This is a genomic window from Arthrobacter sp. 01T414, assembly GCF_056398965.1.
In genome coordinates this window covers 1118990-1135060 of the sequence record NZ_JBFTQK010000001.1, presented here as the reverse complement: position 1 = coordinate 1135060, position 16071 = coordinate 1118990, and the positions used below count along the sequence as shown (strand labels likewise).

The 16071-nt window shown below is 69.3% G+C and carries 12 protein-coding genes; 7 read left to right on the top strand and 5 right to left on the bottom strand.

Features of this window, described 5'->3' with window-relative positions; all coding sequences use genetic code 11:
• A complete protein-coding gene (locus AC1DK9_RS05295) occupies window positions 1-828 on the top strand; it encodes an alpha/beta fold hydrolase (protein WP_476915208.1) in 828 nt (275 codons plus the stop codon).
• A gap of 110 nt (window positions 829-938) precedes the next feature.
• Here AC1DK9_RS05295 and AC1DK9_RS05290 read toward each other — a convergent pair whose 3' ends face one another.
• Window positions 939-2273 (bottom strand): MFS transporter, encoded by a 1335-nt coding sequence (locus AC1DK9_RS05290; protein ID WP_476862689.1) that lies wholly within the window; start codon window positions 2271-2273, stop codon window positions 939-941.
• A gap of 318 nt (window positions 2274-2591) precedes the next feature.
• Here AC1DK9_RS05290 and AC1DK9_RS05285 point away from each other — a divergent pair, with 318 nt between their 5' ends.
• The 6 genes from AC1DK9_RS05285 to hpaD all read left to right on the top strand — a co-directional run bounded on the left by AC1DK9_RS05285 (window position 2592) and on the right by hpaD (window position 9221).
• Window positions 2592-3308: an IclR family transcriptional regulator gene (locus AC1DK9_RS05285; protein ID WP_476915207.1), complete on the top strand. Its 717-nt coding sequence runs from the start codon at window positions 2592-2594 to the stop codon at window positions 3306-3308.
• Between the two features lie 97 nt (window positions 3309-3405).
• Window positions 3406-4875 (top strand): fumarylacetoacetate hydrolase family protein, encoded by a 1470-nt coding sequence (locus tag AC1DK9_RS05280; protein WP_476915206.1) that lies wholly within the window; start codon window positions 3406-3408, stop codon window positions 4873-4875.
• Window positions 4872-5561 carry a GntR family transcriptional regulator gene (locus AC1DK9_RS05275; protein WP_476915205.1) on the top strand — a complete coding sequence of 230 codons (690 nt, stop codon included), beginning with the start codon at window positions 4872-4874 and terminating at the stop codon, window positions 5559-5561. Before AC1DK9_RS05280 ends, AC1DK9_RS05275 begins: the two co-directional genes overlap by 4 nt.
• Window positions 5562-5613: 52 nt before the next feature.
• Window positions 5614-6558: a 4-hydroxy-tetrahydrodipicolinate synthase gene (gene dapA / locus AC1DK9_RS05270; protein ID WP_476915204.1), complete on the top strand. Its 945-nt coding sequence runs from the start codon at window positions 5614-5616 to the stop codon at window positions 6556-6558.
• 52 nt (window positions 6559-6610) lie between these two features.
• Complete coding sequence (gene hpaE / locus AC1DK9_RS05265; protein ID WP_476915203.1) at window positions 6611-8116, top strand: 5-carboxymethyl-2-hydroxymuconate semialdehyde dehydrogenase; 1506 nt, start codon at window positions 6611-6613, stop codon at window positions 8114-8116.
• A 34-nt stretch (window positions 8117-8150) separates the two neighbouring features.
• Window positions 8151-9221, top strand: coding sequence for a 3,4-dihydroxyphenylacetate 2,3-dioxygenase (gene hpaD, locus AC1DK9_RS05260; RefSeq protein ID WP_476915202.1), 1071 nt, complete (start codon window positions 8151-8153; stop codon window positions 9219-9221).
• 71 nt (window positions 9222-9292) lie between these two features.
• Here hpaD and AC1DK9_RS05255 read toward each other — a convergent pair whose 3' ends face one another.
• The 4 genes from AC1DK9_RS05255 to AC1DK9_RS05240 form a co-directional block, all read right to left on the bottom strand.
• Window positions 9293-10636 carry an MFS transporter gene (locus AC1DK9_RS05255; protein ID WP_476915201.1) on the bottom strand — a complete coding sequence of 448 codons (1344 nt, stop codon included), beginning with the start codon at window positions 10634-10636 and terminating at the stop codon, window positions 9293-9295.
• 89 nt (window positions 10637-10725) lie between these two features.
• Window positions 10726-13794 carry an AAA family ATPase gene (locus AC1DK9_RS05250; protein ID WP_476862681.1) on the bottom strand — a complete coding sequence of 1023 codons (3069 nt, stop codon included), beginning with the start codon at window positions 13792-13794 and terminating at the stop codon, window positions 10726-10728.
• A complete protein-coding gene (locus tag AC1DK9_RS05245) occupies window positions 13791-15005 on the bottom strand; it encodes an exonuclease SbcCD subunit D (protein WP_476862680.1) in 1215 nt (404 codons plus the stop codon). Before AC1DK9_RS05245 ends, AC1DK9_RS05250 begins: the two co-directional genes overlap by 4 nt.
• Window positions 15006-15070: 65 nt before the next feature.
• Window positions 15071-16018, bottom strand: a complete 948-nt coding sequence (locus AC1DK9_RS05240; RefSeq protein WP_476862679.1) for an MIP/aquaporin family protein — start codon at window positions 16016-16018, stop codon at window positions 15071-15073.
• Window positions 16019-16071 lie beyond the last annotated feature (53 nt).

Genomic DNA, 16071 nt, shown 5'->3' with positions numbered 1-16071 from the left:
ATGAGCGGCAGGCACACCGGCGAACAGCATTCCCACACGGTCGAGGGCACCGACCCCCAGCTCTACGTCGGGGTGCACGATCCCAAGGACGACGCCGGGCTTCGGCCGATCCTGCTGCTGCACGGCTTCTCCTCTTCCTCCAAGCTCAACTGGGAGGACACCGGCTGGATCGCCGCCCTCACCGAGGCCGGCCGCCGCGTCATCACCGTGGACCTGCCCGGCCACGGCCGCAGCGGCGCCCCGGAGGACCGGGATTCCTACTCCCCCGGCCGGATCCGCGCGGATCTGCTGCAGATCGCGTTCGACGCCGGCGCGCGTCCGCTGCGCGACGGGGATCCGGCCAGCGGCCTGGACGTGATCGGCTACTCTCTGGGGTCCCGGCTGGCCTGGGAGTTCGGCGCAACGCAGCGCGAGCTGGTCCACCGGCTGGTGCTGGGCGGACCCAACATCGCGGACCCGCTGGCGGAGTTCGACCTGGTCGCCGCGCAGCGGTACCTGGCCGACGGCACGCCCATTGCGGACGCGTCCACCGCCGGGCTGTTGAAGATGGCGCAACTGCTGCCGAGCAACAACATCTTTGCCCTGCTCTCCCTGATCGAGGCGATCAAGGACGAGCCGTTCGATCCCGCCGAGGCGGTGCCGCAGATGCCGATGCTGCTGGTTGCCGGCGAAAAGGACGAGCGGGCCGCGTCCATGCCGGAGCTCGCCGCGCTCGGCGCCAAGGGCGGGGCGATGGTGGAACAGCTCGTCCTCCCCGCACGGAACCACACCAACGCCGTCACGAGCCGGGCGTTCAAGCAAGGGGCCATCAGCTTCCTGGGCGTCTGAGCCGCCTGGATTTTGCATCGAAGCCGCAACACAGAAGAGGCACGGACTACGGTCCGTGCCTCTTCTGTATTGCCTTGTTCCTGGCGGGCTGCCGCCTGGTTGGCTGCTGCCTAGTGGTGGCTGCTGACGCCCAGCGGGCGGCCGCGGGTTTCCTTGGCCAGCACGACGCCGACGGCGGAGATGACGCAGAGGATCATGATGTAGATGCCGATGGAGCCGGTCCAGTGCGTGCCCTGCAGCAGGGCCTCGGCAATGGTCGCCGCGAAGGCGCCGCCCAGGATGGCGCCGAAGGCGTAGCCGATGGAGATGCCGGAGTAGCGGACGTTTGCCGGGAACATCTCGGCGTACATCGCGGACATCGGGCCGTAGGACAGGCCGAGGCCGATGGTCAGCACGAACAGCGCGACGCCGTAGAGCAGGATGTCCTTGGTGTCGATCAGGGCGAACATCGGGATCATCCAGGCGAAGACAATCCCGTAGCCGATCAGGAAGGTCTTGACCCGGCCGATCTTGTCAGAGAGCCAGCCGCCGACCAGGGTGAAGATGAGCCAGCCGAAGGATGCCAGCGTGGTGGCCAGCAGAATCTGCGGGGTGGGCATCTTCAGCGTCTTGGTGGCGTAGGAGATGAAGAACGCGATCAGCAGGTAGCCGGCGGCGTTGTTGCCGATGAAGATCATCGTGGAGTAGAGGACGGCCTTCTTGTGCTTGCGGATCAGCTCGCCCAGGGGAGCCTTGCTTTCTTCCTTGCGGTCCTGCATCTCCTTGAAGACCGGGCTCTCGGCCACGGCGCGGCGGATGAGGTAGCCRACCACGATCAGCACGATCGAAAGCAGGAACGGAACCCGCCAGCCCCACGCGCCGAAGTCTTCCTTGGACATGCTGGTGTTGAGGAAGAACAGCAGGCCGGTGGCGAGGATCATGCCCACCGGAACACCGATCTGCGGGTAGGCGCCGAACAGTCCGCGCTTGCTCATCGGGGCGTGCTCGACGGCCATCAGCGCAGCGCCGCCCCATTCACCGCCGGCGGAGAAGCCCTGGATGACGCGGAGCAGGATGAGGAGGACGGGGGCCCAGAAACCGATCTGGGCGTAGGTCGGCAGCATGCCGATCAGCGCCGTCGCGGCACCCATCATCACCAGGGTGAAGACCAGCATCGCCTTGCGGCCGAGGCGGTCGCCGAGGTGCCCGGCAATGATGGCACCGAGCGGCCGGAACAGGAAGCTGATACCGATCAGGGCGAAGGACAGAATCTGCGCCAGGCCCGGGTTGGACGCGTTGAGGGGCGCCAGGAAGAGCGGGGACAGCAGCGTTGCTGTCAGCTGGGCGAAGATGAAGAAGTCGTACCACTCGATGGTGGTGCCGACCAGCGTCCCGGCGAGGACCTTACGTTCCTCATGCTTGCTGCTGGGGCCCGCCTCAGAATCAACGGTGGAAGTTGCGGTCATTGGAACTCCGTAGCTGGGGGCAGAGGTACTGCCCGGGTGGGTGCGAGTGAATAACTAAATGCCTCATGAATTACTGATCGAACGGTCAGTTAGTAACTGCGATCATACTATGAAAACTGTGATAGAGCACACATTTCGCTGGATGTGTCCGTAGAGGTGGCTGCCGGCCGGGGATGACGGCCGGCCGGAGCTGTTCAGGGCTCCATTGCGAGTTCTATAATCGAACGCATCGTTCATATATAGAACGCTGTGCCAGAACGCTACTGCACTGTGAGCCGCAGCACAAGACTCTTCCTGCCCGCCCCTAGGATGGAACTCATGACCCCGAACGCCGGCAGCACCCAGGCCCCGCCCTCCCAAACGCTCTCGCGAGGCATCCGGGCACTGGAGATCCTGGCCGACGCTCCGGAGCCGCTCACCATCGCCGAACTCGCCGACGCCATGGGCGTCCACCGCTCGGTGGCCTACCGCATCCTGCGCACCCTCGAGGACCACTCGCTGCTGGTCCGCGACGACGCCGGCCGGGTCCAGCCCGGTCCCGGCCTGGCCGTTCTCGCCCGGGGCGTGGCGCGCAACCTGCAGACCGCCGCGCTGCCCGAGCTCACCCAGCTGGCCAATACCCTGACCATGAGCGCGTTCGTGGCCGTCTGGGACCGCGAAGACTGCGTCACCCTGGTCACCGTGGATCCCCGCCACACCGGGGCGGCCGTGGTCCAGCACCCCGGCTCCCGGCACCCGGTCAGCGCGGGCGCCCCCGGCATCGCGATCCAGTCCGCGCTTTCGGAGCAGGAATGGCAGCGCCTCGCCCCCGGCATCCACTACCGCCCCGAGGCAGCCGAGGCGCGACGCCGCGGCTTCGCGGCCAGCCACGACGAGGTCATCCCGGGCGTCTCCTCGCTCGCCGTGCCGGTCAGGGTTCCCGGCGGGCGTCCGGCCGCCCTCGCCGTGGTCTATATCCGCGCCGCGCAGGATCCGGCCGAAGTTGCGGCCGCGCTGTCGGCGAGCGCCGCGCGCATCGAGGCGCAGCTGGCCTGAAGCCGTCCCGGCGGCGCCGCACCCTGGGCCTTGACAAGCAGCCCCGGCTCGGGCAGTTTAGTATCGTATACGATTTCATACTCAATGAGGAGATGCGATGGAGCAGCTTTCGCAGGACGCCCTGGCCGCCGCCGGCAAAGTCATCGCGGTGCACATCAACTACCCCAGCCGGGCCGCCCAGCGCGGCCGCACCCCGGAGCAGCCCTCCTACTTCCTGAAGCCCACCTCCTCGCTGAGCCTCTCCGGCGGCACGGTCGAACGCCCCGCCGGCTGCGAGCTCCTGGCCTTCGAGGGCGAGGTGGCGCTGGTGATCGGCACCCGTGCCCGCCGCGTTTCCCCCGATGAGGCCTGGCGCCATGTCGGCTTCGTCACCGCGTCCAACGACCTGGGCGTCTACGACCTGCGCTATGCGGACAAGGGCTCCAACCTGCGCTCCAAGGGCGGGGACGGCTTCACCCCTGTGGGGCCAGGCCTCCTCCCGGCCGCGGAGGTGGATCCGGAGGGCCTGCGCCTCCGCACCTGGCTCAACGGCGAACTGGTGCAGGAAGACACCACCGGCACCCTGCTGTTTCCCTTTGCCCGCCTCGTCGCGGACCTCTCCCAGCTCCTCACCCTGGAGCCGGGCGACATCATCCTGACCGGCACGCCCGCCGGCGCCTCCGTAGCCCAGCCGGGCGACGTGATGGAGGTCGAGGTGGACGCCCCGGCGTCGGGACTCACCACCGGCCGGCTGACGACGACGGCGGTCCAGGGCACCGTGCCGCTGGCCGGCTACGGAGCGCAGCCGCGCAGCGACGACGCCCAGCGCGCCGAGGCCTACGGCACTCCGGCCGCCGAACAGACCGCGCCGAAAAGCGTGCTGACCCCTGAGCTCAAGGCAAAGCTCGGATCCGTTGCGACCGCCACCCTGAGCTCCCAGCTGCGCAAACGTGGGCTGAACAACGTCAGCATCGACGGCCTGCACTCGACCCGACCGGACCGCACCGTCGTCGGCGTCGCCCGGACGCTGCGCTACGTGCCCAACCGCGAGGACCTGTTCAAGACCCACGGCGGCGGCTTCAACGCCCAGAAACGCGCCATTGACTCGCTCCAGGAGGGCGAAATCCTGGTCATGGAGGCCCGCGGCGAAAAAGGCACCGGAACGGTCGGGGACATCCTGGCCCTGCGCGCCCAGGTCAACGGTGCCGCGGCCGTCATCACCGACGGCGGCGTCCGCGACGTCACCGCCGTCGGCGCCCTGGACATGCCCACCTTCTTCGCCAACGCCCACCCCGCGGTCCTCGGCCGGCGCCACATCCCCTGGGACGTTGACCTCACCATTTCCTGCGGCGGCGCCACGGTGCAGCCCGGGGACATCATCGTGGGGGACGCGGACGGCATCCTCGTGATCCCGCCGGCCCTGGCCGAGGAAGTGGCCAACGACGCCCTGGTCCAGGAAGCCGAGGAAAGCTTCATCGCCGAGATGGTCGCCGCCGGGCACAGCGTGGACGGCCTCTACCCGATGAACGCACAGTGGCAGGAAAAGTACCGGTCGTGGGCCGCGGACCGCGGACAGTCCCGGCCATGACCAGCGCAGTGACCGCGAGCGCCGGCGCCGCGGCCGCCACCGCCAGCAAGTCGGAACAGGCCTACGCGGCCATCAAGGCCAGCATCCTCAGCGGCGAGTACTCCCCCGGCTACCGGCTGGTGCTGGCCAAGATCGCCGAGGACCTCGGCTTCAGCGTCGTCCCGGTCCGCGAAGCCATCCGGCGGCTCGAAGCGGAGAACCTCGTGGTGTTCGAACGCAACGTCGGCGCCACCGTGGCCGGGATCGATCCCACCGAGTACCTCTACACAATGCAGACGCTGGGGATCGTCGAAGGCGCCGCGACTGCCCTGTCCGCCCCGCTGATCTCCGCCGCGGACATCGCCCGGGCCCGCGCCGTGAACGAACTGATGCGCGAGTGCCTGGCGGACTTCGACCCGGTGCGCTTCACGAGCCTGAACCGCGACTTCCACAGCGTCCTCTTCGAACACTGCCCCAACCCGCACATCCTCGACCTCGTGCACCGCGGCTGGAACCGGCTGCAGGCACTGCGCTCCTCCACCTTCAGCTACGTGCCCGGCCGCGCCCGGCAGTCGGTCGAGGAACACGAGGCGCTTCTGAAGCTGCTGGAAGCGGGCGCCCCGGCCGACGACGTCGAACGCGCCGCCCGCGCGCACCGCACCGCGACCCTCGAAGCGTACCTGGCCCACCGGACACCATCCCCCTGACCACAGCGGGACCGCCCCCGCTTCCGCTCCCCCGAACGATAAGGAAACAACAATGAAGTTCCGTTCCGATCCCCAGCAGCACCTCAAAGGCTCCCTCGCCGCGATGTTCACCCCTTTTACCGCGTCCGGCGACGTCGATCATGACAGTCTGCGGAACATGGTCGAATGGCAGATCGCCAGCGGCTCCTCCGGCATCACGATCGGCGGGTCCACCGGGGAGCCCAGCGCCCAGTCGGTGGAGGAACGCGCCGCCGCCATCCGCGCCACGGCCGAGGCGATCGGCGACCGCGTGCCCTTCATGGCCGGCACCGGAACGGCGAAACTGCAGGAGACGCTGGAACTGACGCAGGCCGCCGTCGACGCCGGCGCGGACGCATCGATGATCATCACGCCGTACTACTCCCGGCCCACGCAGGAAGCCCTGTACCGCTGGTATGCCACCGTCGCCACGGAGTTCCCGGAGATGCCGTTCGTGATCTACAACGTGCCGTCCCGCACCGCGGTGGACATGGCCCCCGAAACGGTGTCGCGGCTGTTCCGCGATTTCGACAACATCGTCGGGATCAAGGAGACCACCAAGGACTTCGAACACTTCTCCCGCGTCATGCACCTGGCCGGCAAGGACCTGCTGGTCTGGTCCGGCATCGAACTGCTGTGCCTGCCGCTGATGGCGATTGGCGGCGTCGGCTTCATCTCGGCGCTGGCAAACATCGCGCCGAAGGCCTCCGCGGACATGTACAACGCCTGGGTCGACGGCGACTTCGAGACCGCCCGGAAGATCCACTACGGCGTCCACCCGCTGGTGGACCTGCTGTTCGTCGAGACCAACCCCGCGCCCAGCAAGTGGCTGATGGCCGAGGCCGGCCTGATCGCCTCCGACTACGTCCGCCCGCCGCTGATCACCCCCACCGACGCCGGGCTCAAGAAGATCGCCGAACTGATGGAGGCTGGCCGGGAGTACCTCACCCCGGTGGACGGCTTCCGGATCGCCAATTAGCAGCTGCACCGCAGCACACCGCAACTTCAACGCCGAAGCAAAGGATCGACCCATGGCTGAGCACTACATTCCGGACGATTTGCCCACCCGCATCCAGCACTACATCGACGGCCAGTTCGTCGACTCCGTCAGCGGCAAGACCTTCGATGTCCTGGACCCGGTTTCCAACGAAACCTACGCCACGGCGGCCGCCGGGCAGCAGGAGGACATCGACCTCGCCGTAGCCGCCGCCCGCAAGGCCTTCACCGAGGGGCCCTGGCCACGGATGAAACCGCGCGAGCGTGCCCGGGTCCTGAACAAGATCGCCGACGCCGTCGAGGCCCAGGAATCCCGGCTGGCGCAACTGGAAACCTTCGACACCGGCCTGCCCATCACCCAGGCCAAGGGCCAGGCGCTCCGGGCCGCGGAGAACTTCCGGTTCTTTGCCGACCTGATCGTGGCGCAGTTCGACGACGCCATGAAGGTTCCCGGCGCGCAGATCAACTACGTCAACCGCAAGCCGATCGGCGTCGCCGGCCTGATCACGCCGTGGAACACGCCGTTCATGCTGGAGTCCTGGAAGCTCGCCCCGGCGCTGGCCACCGGCAACTGCGTGGTGCTCAAGCCCGCCGAATTCACGCCGCTGTCCGCCTCGCTCTGGGCGAAGATCTTCAAGGACGCCGGGCTGCCCGACGGCGTGTTCAACCTCGTCAACGGCCTCGGCGAAGAAGCCGGCGACGCCCTGGTCAAGCACCCGGACGTCCCGCTGATCTCCTTCACCGGCGAAACCACCACCGGCAAGACGATCTTCCGTAACGCGGCGGAGAACCTCAAGGGCCTGTCGATGGAACTCGGCGGCAAGAGCCCGGCAATCATCTTCGACGACGCCGACCTGGACGCGGCGATCGATTCGACCCTGTTCGGTGTCTTCTCGCTCAACGGCGAGCGCTGCACGGCCGGCTCGCGGATCCTGGTCCAGCGCGGCATCTACGAGGAGTTCTGCGAGAAGTACGCCGCCCGGGCCAAGAACATCGTGGTCGGCGACCCGCACGACCCGAAGACCGAGGTTGGCGCGCTGGTGCACCCGGAGCACTACGAGAAGGTTGCCCGCTACGTCGAGATCGGCAAGTCCGAGGGACGGCTGCTGGCCGGCGGCGGGAGGCCCGAGGGGCTGGATACCGGCAACTACATCGCGCCCACGGTCTTCGCCGACGTCAAGCCGGACGCCCGGATCTTCCAGGAGGAGATCTTCGGCCCGGTGGTGGCGATCACCCCGTTCGAGGACGACGCCGAGGCGCTGGCCCTGGCGAACAACACCCGTTACGGCCTGGCCGGCTACGTCTGGACCAACGACCTGACCCGGGCGCACAACTTCTCGCAGAACCTTGAAGCCGGCATGGTCTGGCTCAACAGCCACAACGTCCGGGACCTGCGCACCCCCTTCGGCGGCGTCAAAGCCTCCGGCCTGGGCCACGAGGGCGGCTACCGCTCGATTGACTTCTACACCGACCAGCAGGCCGTCCACATCACCCTCGGCAGCGTCCACACCCCCAAATTCGGCGCCGCGGCGGAGCACTGAAACACTTCCCCTCCTCAACGAAGAGAGAATTTCCATGAACGACATCATCACCCCCACCGTGCCCGCACCGGACATTGTCCGCTGCGCCTACATGGACCTCGTGGTCACCGACCTGGAAAAGTCCCGCGCGTTCTACGTGGACCTGCTGGGCCTGCACGTCACCTACGAGGATGAGGACGCGATCTACCTGCGCTCCTTCGAGGAGTTTATCCACCACAACCTCGTGCTGCGCAAGGGTCCGGTGGCGGCCGCCGCGGCATTCGCCTACCGGGTCCGCAGCCCCGGCGACGTGGACAAGGCCGAGGCCTATTTCGCCGAGATGGGCTGCCGCACGGAGCGCCGGAAGGACGGCTTCGCCCGCGGCATCGGAGACGCGGTCCGGGTGGAGGATCCCTTGGGCTTCCCCTACGAGTTCTTCTACGAGGTCGAGCACGTGGAGCGCCTCACCCAGCGCTACGACCTCTACAGCGCCGGGGAACTGGTCCGGCTGGACCACTTCAACCAGGTCACGCCGGACGTGCCGCGCGGCCGGAAGTACCTCGAGGACCTGGGCTTCCGGGTCTCCGAGGACATCAAAGACTCCGACGGCGTCACCTACGCGGCCTGGATGCACCGCAAGCAGACCGTGCACGACACCGCCCTCACGGGCGGCGACGGGCCGCGGATGCACCACATTGCCTTCTCCACCCACGAGAAGCACAACATCATCCAGATCTGCGACAAGATGGGCGCGCTGCGGATCTCGGACCGGATCGAGCGCGGTCCCGGCCGGCACGGCGTGTCCAACGCCTTCTACCTCTACATCCTGGATCCCGACGGGCACCGGGTGGAGATCTACACCCAGGACTACTACACGGGCGATCCGGACAACCCCACGGTGACCTGGGACGTGCACGACAACCAGCGCCGCGACTGGTGGGGAAACCCCGTGGTCCCGAGCTGGTACACGGAGGCTTCCCTGGTCCTGGACCTGGACGGCAAGCCGCAGCCGCTCGTGATCCGCACCGACAGCAGCGAAATGGCCGTCACGGTCGGCGCCGACGGCTTCGCCTACACGCGTGAGCCCGGCGAGGAGCGCGGTTTCAAACTGGGCTCCCAGCTCTAATTCACCCAACTGACTCGCATTAGTTGTCGTTTACAGCCTTCAAAACGACAACAATTGCGATTCAGTTGGGGTTACGCGGCCGCCGTCGTCGTCCTCTTGTTCCGTCGCTGGAGGACGACGGCGGCCACCGCTCCGAGCACGAACAGCGCGGCCGCTGCGCAGACCGGAACCAGGAACGCGGCCGAATAGCCGGAGTTCTGCGCCAGTTGGCCGGCGATGGAGGAGCCCAGCGCTGTCCCGGCCACGATGCCGCTGGCCAGCGCCGTCATCACCGTGCCGAGTTTCCCTTCCGGGGCCACGACGCCGCCGATAGCGAACACGGTGACCATCAGCGGGCCCACCGGAAGGCCCAGGACCAGCAGCACCAGGATCATCGGCAGCGCGGAGGACGGCAGGAGCAGCAGCGCCGCAAAGCCGGCCATCAGCGCCGCGCAGGCCAGCCAGCGGGCGTTGACGCTGAACCGACGGGGCCAGTACGCCACGGAGAGCGCGGCCGCGGCGGAGCTCAGGCCCATCACCGCGTAGAGCAGGCCCGCGAGCTCGGAGGTGGCGAAGCTGGCCGAGAAGGAACTAAGGGACGTCTGGGTGGACCCGAAGAAGGTGCCCATGCAGACCATGGCCAGCACCGGCAGGGCGACGGCGGCGGAGGCCGCCGTGCGCTGCCCGGGCGCCAGGGCCTTGCGTTGCCGGCGGGCGGCTGCCGAGGCTGAGCGGCTCGGGGCGGCGGCGCGCGGCACCGCACGGTGGGTCGGGTGCACGGCAAACGCCGGAACCAGGATGAGGGTGAGCGCGGCCGCGAGCGCCAGCGGCAACCAGGGGCTGAGCAGGCTGGCGAGAATTCCTACCAGGGCCGGGCCCAGCACGAAGGTCAGCTCGTCGGCGGTGCTCTCATAGGACAGCGCGGTGTCCAGGTCTTCGGTGTGTCCGGTTCCGCCGCGGGAGCTCAGGGCCATCCAGCGGACCCGCGCCAGCGGGCCGACCTGCGGGCAACTGGCGCCGGCCACGAAAGCAGCGGCGAGCACGGGAACGGCGGCAGCCAGCTCCCGGGCGCCCGGCACCAGGTAGGCAACGAGAATGAGGGCGGCCACGGCGGCCGTGTTGAGGACCGCGGACACGATCAGGACGGGACGTTGGCCCAGCCGGTCAGCGAGGGCGCCCAGCACGGGGGCGCCGAGTGCCGAGCCGATGCCGACGGCACCCGCTGCAGCCCCGCCCACGGCGTAGGAGTCGGTAACGGCTGTGACGAGCGTGAGGGCGCCGACGGTCAGCATGGCCAGCGGGAGGCGGGCGAAAAGTCCCAGCGGGATGAAACTCCGGCCAGCCAGGAGGGGCAGCCGGGCGAAGCGGCCGCCGCTAGACGGTGCCGCGGGCGCGGTGGCGGGAGGGGTCGTCGTGGAGGACGGTGAAGGGTTCATGATTCCGGGTTCGTTCGATGGTGCGCATCGTCCCTCCTCCCGATGCGCGCGACCCGGTAACCCTCCGAATTATACCTGAGGCGGGGGACTCAGGCCTGGGCGTCGTCGGAGATGTGCAGGGTGGAACCGTTGCGGCCTTTGACCACCTGGAGCTGGGTGGTGATCCGCTGTTTCATTTCCGCCACGTGGCTCACCAGGCCCACGACACGGCCTCCGTCGCGGAGACCTTCCAGCGCGTCCATGACCTGTTCGAGTGATTGTTCATCGAGGCTGCCGAAGCCCTCGTCCACGAAGAGGGTTTCGATGTCCACTCCGCCGGATTCCATTTGCACCACGTCCGCAAGGCCGAGGGCCAGCGCGAGCGAGGCCATGAAGGACTCCCCGCCGGAGAGGGTGGCGGTGTCGCGGCGCTGGCCGGTCCACTGGTCCACGACTTCGAGGCCCAAACCGGATTTCTGCCCCCGGGCGGCTTTGGCGTCGGTGTGCTGCAGGGTGTAGCGGCCGTCGCTCATGCCGATCAGCCGTTCCGAGGCCGCTGCCGCCACCTGTTCCAGCCTCGCGGCCAACACGTAGCTGTTCAGGCTCATGCGGTAGTTGTTGTCTCCGCCGCCGCGGGCCGCCTCGGCCACGGCGGTCCACAGCGCCGCCCGTTCGCGGGGTTCCCGGCCGGCTGCCGCAAGCTCCCCGTATTCGGCGGAGATCCGGCCCAGGGTCCGCACCGAATTCCCGGCAAGTCCGGAGGCCAGTGCGGCCTCCCGGGCGTCGCGTTCCGCCGCGGCGCACTCGGCCCTGAGCTGATCGAGCGCACTGTCGTCCACCGGGCCGTCGGTTGCCAGCTCGCGGGCGGCCAGGGCGAGTTCCTCACCGGCGAAGAGTTCCGTAAGCCGGGCGGCTTCGTCCTGCCCGGCACGGACGGCGGCTTCCAGGCCGGCCGCATCCGGAGCGGGAAGGAGTACCGAACGGGCCGCCTCCGCCGAGGCAAAGCCGGCGTCCGGCAGCGCCCGCTCAAGGTGGGCACGCGCGTCAGTTGTCCGAACGCGGGCCTGTTCCAGGTTGCCGGTGGCCGCATCGGCGTGTTCGAGCAGGGCCGTCGCGCCGTGGACCGCCGCGAGCCGTGCCCCGAGGGTGGCGTGCCCGGAGCGCAGGCCGGCCAGGGCGGTCTCGATTCCTTCAGCCTCTCCGCGGACCCCGCTGAGGGACGCCTCGGCCTCCGCGATGGCCAGGGCAGTCGCCGTCCGGGCCTCTTCGGCAGCCGAAACCTCGTCCTCCAATTCGGACCGCCGTGTCCGGTTGGCTGCAAGCTCCGCGGCGGCGCGGCTGGCTTCGGCCGCCCGCTCCTTCGCCAGCGCGGCCTCGTTGCTTGCCACCTCGGGCGCAGTGTCGCCGCCCTGGGCCGCCAGCACGGCGAGGCTTTGTTGGGCTTCGCCGAGTTCGCGCTCCAGCGCCGACAGCACGGCCTCCGCCGCCTCGGCGTCCTGCTCTGCGGTCTTCTCGGCTTCGGCGATGGCCAGGGCGGATGCCGCAGCCGGCGCAGGGGCCGGGTGCTCGGCACTGCCGCAGACCGGACACGGTTCGTCCGGGCGCAGCTGGGCCGCGAGTTCGGCGGCGGCGTTGGCGAGCCGCTCTTCCCGGAGGTCCAGCCAGCGCTGCCGGCGGTCCTGGTGGGTGTCGCGGGCCGCGCGGCGCCGTTCGATGATCCGTGCACAGTTATCCGCGGCGGTTCCATGGCGGCCCACAATGGCGACCAGCTCGTCCGCCGCGGCGGCTTCCTTGGTGCGCAGCTGGACTTCGGCAGCAAGTTCCTCGAGCGGGGCCAGTGCTGCAAGGAGGCCGGCGGACTCGAGGCGCAAGGCGTCCAGGGCCGCGGCGCCGGAGCGGCTTGCCGTGTGCAGCCCGTCCAGGGTGCGCTGAAGTTCGGCGCTCCGGTCCTTCAGGGTTGCCAGCCGGTCCTCGTCCGGCAGCCTTTCCTCCAGCACGGCGCGGAGCGAGCGCAGCCGGCCCAGTTCGCTCCGCAGCACCGCTGCCTCGGGCAGTGGCGCGCCAGCCGGTCCGCCGGATGTCTGGAGGGCAGCCTGCAGCGGGGCCAGCTCCGGGTCGGTAAGAGCTGCGGTGCGGAGCTCCTCGGCCGCGCCGGCGGCGGCCGCGGCCGCCCGTTCCTCGGCCGCCTCGGCGCTGTCCAGTGCCTGCAGTTGGCCGCCAAGGACTTCCGCTTTCCGGTGCTGTTCCAGCAGGGCAGCTTTCTCCCGCAGCTCGGGGCCCGCTGCCTCGGCTGCGGCCCGCCGGTGTTCCGCGGCCGCAAGTTTCGCCTGGCGTGCGGCCCGCGCCGTCACGTCCTCCAGCCGGGCGGCCAAATCGGCGCCGTGCCGCTCCGCCTTGAGCGCGGCGGCCTGGCGTTCCCCGGCGGCCGACTCCGCAACGGCCGCAAGCCGGTCCAGCAGCTGCTCGGCCTGAGCGCGGTCAAGGGCCTCCTCCAGTTCCAGGCCCAGACCCGCGGTCTCCGCTTCGGCTTGGGCCAGCAGGAGTTCGAGTTTGTTGTTCAGGCTTTCCACTTCGCTGCGGGCCGCGGCGGCGCGGCGGCCCAGTTCCTGTTCCACCGCTTCGAAGCGCTGGGTGCCGAAGAGGCTTTGGAGCAGCACCAGCCGGTCGGCCGCTTTGGAACGCAGAAACGCGGCGAAGTCGCCCTGGGGTAGCATCACCACGCGGGTGAACTGTTCGCGGTCCATGCCGAGCAGGGCGGTAATCTCAGCTCCCGCCTCGTCGTTGCGGCCGGACTTTTCCAGCCACTCGCCGTCGATCCGCTCCCGCAGCAGGGTATTGGCTTTCTGCTCGGTGAACCCGTTCTTGCCCCGGGCGCTGGGTTTGTTCCAGGCGGGCGTCCGGGACACCTCAAAATGCCGGCCCTGCGCGGAGAACTCGCAGGTGACGCGCGGTTCGGCGGCCGGGTCGGCGTGGTCGCTGCGCAGCCGTTTCCCTTCCTGCCGGGCGCCGGGAACGGAGCCGTAGAGGGCGAAGCAAATGGCGTCCAGGACGCTGGTCTTTCCCGCGCCGGTGGCCCCGTTGAGCAGGAAGAGCCCGTGGGCGCTGAGCCGGTCGAAGTCGATGCGCTCGGTGCCGGCAAAGGGGCCGAAGGCTGAAATATCCAGGCGGTGGATCCTCACCGGGACACCCCTTCCAGTCGGACGGCTTCAAGGGCTTCGGCCAGGACTCCGGACTCCGCCTCATCGGCGGCGCGGCCGCGGACATGTTCCAGGAAGCCGCAGCAGATCGAGAGATCGTCCCCGGCCTGCGCCAGCCTGCTGCTGTAGCTGGTCTTGGCCGAAGCCTCGGCACCTTCCGGGTCGAAGCCCAGGACCAGGGTGTCGGGAAAGCGCGCCCGCAGCCGTTCCATGGCCTGGTTCGGACGTTGCGCGTCGGTCAGCGTGATCTGGCAGTAGGCGCCCTCGGCCCAGGCGAACTCCTCGTTCGAGAGCAGTTCCTCGAGTTTCCCGCGCAAGGTGGCGAGCCGGCGGGGCGCTTCCCACAACACTTCGGTGACGGCAGTGACCCCGCTGGCATCGACGTCGATCATCCAGCCGCCCTTTTGGTGCTTCGCCTCGGAGAACGAATAGGCCAGCGGTGAGCCGGAGTAGCGGACCGCGGGCGAGAGCGACTGCCTGCCGTGCAGGTGGCCCAGGGCGGTATAGCTGAAGCCGTCGAAGAGATCGAGCGGCACGGCGCCGACCCCGCCGATGCTTAGGTCCCGTTCGCTGTCGGAACTGATCCCGCCGCTGGCGAAAGTGTGCGCGAGCACCACGGAATGGACGGTCCGGTGTTGCGACCGGGCCTCGATGTCGGCACGGACCAGCGCGGTGGCGGCGCGGGTCACTTCGAAGTGGCTGGCAGTCTCGACGCCCAGCTGCCCTGCAACGAGCCGCGGCTCCAGCCAGGGGATGCCGTAGATCGCCAGCACCGGCCCGTCGTCGGTGGACCCAGCAGCCCCAGACCCGCCTTCACCGGATTCGGCGTCGTTCGGGAGCGGCAGCAACAGCGGCGTGTCCAGCTCCGCGAGCCGGGTGCGCAGGTGCACTCCCCCGCGTTCGAGCAGGCGGGAGGCGAAGCCGAGCCGGATGGCCGAATCATGGTTGCCGCTGGTCAGCACCACCTTCGCACCGGCACCGCTGAGCCGCACCAAGGCGTCGTCGAGCAGGCCCACGACGTCGACGCCGGGCAACGCCCGGTCGTACACGTCGCCGGCGATGAGGACGACGTCGACCGATTCTTCACGGACGACGCCGACGAGCTGGTCGATGAAGGCCCGCTGGGCGTCGAGCATCCCGACGCCGTGGAATGAACGGCCCAGGTGCCAGTCCGAGGTGTGCAATAACCGCATGCCACTACGCTATCGGCTGGCACCGACAGTAAAGCGCACCGGCACCCGTGACGGGGCGCCCGGCGTTACGGGGTGGGCCTGTCGGGTTTGTCGAAGAAGGCGCGGGCTTCATCGGCCGGGGCAGACCGCGGAGTGTCCCCGGCGTCGGCCGCGCCACCGGCGCTAACGGGCTCCACGGCGGAACCGGCGTCCACGTCGTCGTCGAACCCATCTTCCGGCTCGGGGCCGCCGGAGACGGGCAGCGCCCGTCCCGGCGTGTGGGCAAAACCACGGAACACCAGGCCGGCCACCGCGGCGCCGGCCAGCGGCGCCACCCAGAAGAGCCAGAGCTGGCCCAGGGCGTCCGGGCTGCTGAAGATCGCGGAAGCGGTGGCACGCGCCGGGTTGAACGGGGCATTCCCGATGCTCTGGCCCAGCTGCAGCAGCACGGCCATACTCAGGCCGACGGCGAAGGGAGCCGCGGCCTTTGCCGGGTTGCGTCCCGCGGTGGTGCCGAGATAGACCGCGACCAGCAGGGCGGCGCCGAGCACCTCGACCAGCAGCACGCCGGCCATCGGCGCCTGGATCACGGAGCGGCTGTCGAAGCCCGCCGCGACGGTGTCGAAGGCCGTCTGCGTGCCGTTGAGCTTGGGCACGGTGCGCAGGACGCCGAACAGCGTGAGCGCCCCGAGCAGGGCTCCGGCCAGCTGCGCGCCGAGGTAGGCGGCGGCGTCGAGGGCCCGGATCCGGCCGGCGATCGCGTTGCCGACGGTGACGGCCGGGTTGAAATGGCCGCCGGACAGGTAGCCGAAAGCCAGCATGGCCGCCGTGAGGGCCAGGCCCGCAGCCAGCGAGGCGGACATCGGGTTGTACTGCGGAACGGCGAACAGCGGCACGCCCAGGCCCACCACCACGACGAAGAGGGTTCCCAAGGCCTCGGCGGACAGCCGGGCGGCGAGGCCGGTCCGACGGAGATCGGGGACGAAGGCCGGCCGGGCGATGCCCGGCTCGGAGGCTTGGACTGGCATGGTCATGGCGCGGGAATCCTTTGGCTGGGGGTCATGGTCTGATTGGAGTCTGCCAGCGG

What these genes read in the sequence shown, in the direction of transcription:
- hpaE (WP_476915203.1), top strand. Translation starts at nt 6,611, where the DNA reads ATGGCTGAGCACTACATTCCGGACGATTTGCCCACCCGCATCCAGCAC.
- hpaD (WP_476915202.1), top strand. Translation starts at nt 8,151, where the DNA reads ATGAACGACATCATCACCCCCACCGTGCCCGCACCGGACATTGTCCGC.
- AC1DK9_RS05285 (WP_476915207.1), top strand. Translation starts at nt 2,592, where the DNA reads ATGACCCCGAACGCCGGCAGCACCCAGGCCCCGCCCTCCCAAACGCTC.
- AC1DK9_RS05280 (WP_476915206.1), top strand. Translation starts at nt 3,406, where the DNA reads ATGGAGCAGCTTTCGCAGGACGCCCTGGCCGCCGCCGGCAAAGTCATC.
- AC1DK9_RS05295 (WP_476915208.1), top strand. Translation starts at nt 1, where the DNA reads ATGAGCGGCAGGCACACCGGCGAACAGCATTCCCACACGGTCGAGGGC.
- AC1DK9_RS05255 (WP_476915201.1), bottom strand. Translation starts at nt 10,636, where the DNA reads ATGAACCCTTCACCGTCCTCCACGACGACCCCTCCCGCCACCGCGCCC.
- AC1DK9_RS05240 (WP_476862679.1), bottom strand. Translation starts at nt 16,018, where the DNA reads ATGACCATGCCAGTCCAAGCCTCCGAGCCGGGCATCGCCCGGCCGGCC.
- AC1DK9_RS05245 (WP_476862680.1), bottom strand. Translation starts at nt 15,005, where the DNA reads ATGCGGTTATTGCACACCTCGGACTGGCACCTGGGCCGTTCATTCCAC.
- dapA (WP_476915204.1), top strand. Translation starts at nt 5,614, where the DNA reads ATGAAGTTCCGTTCCGATCCCCAGCAGCACCTCAAAGGCTCCCTCGCC.
- AC1DK9_RS05275 (WP_476915205.1), top strand. Translation starts at nt 4,872, where the DNA reads ATGACCAGCGCAGTGACCGCGAGCGCCGGCGCCGCGGCCGCCACCGCC.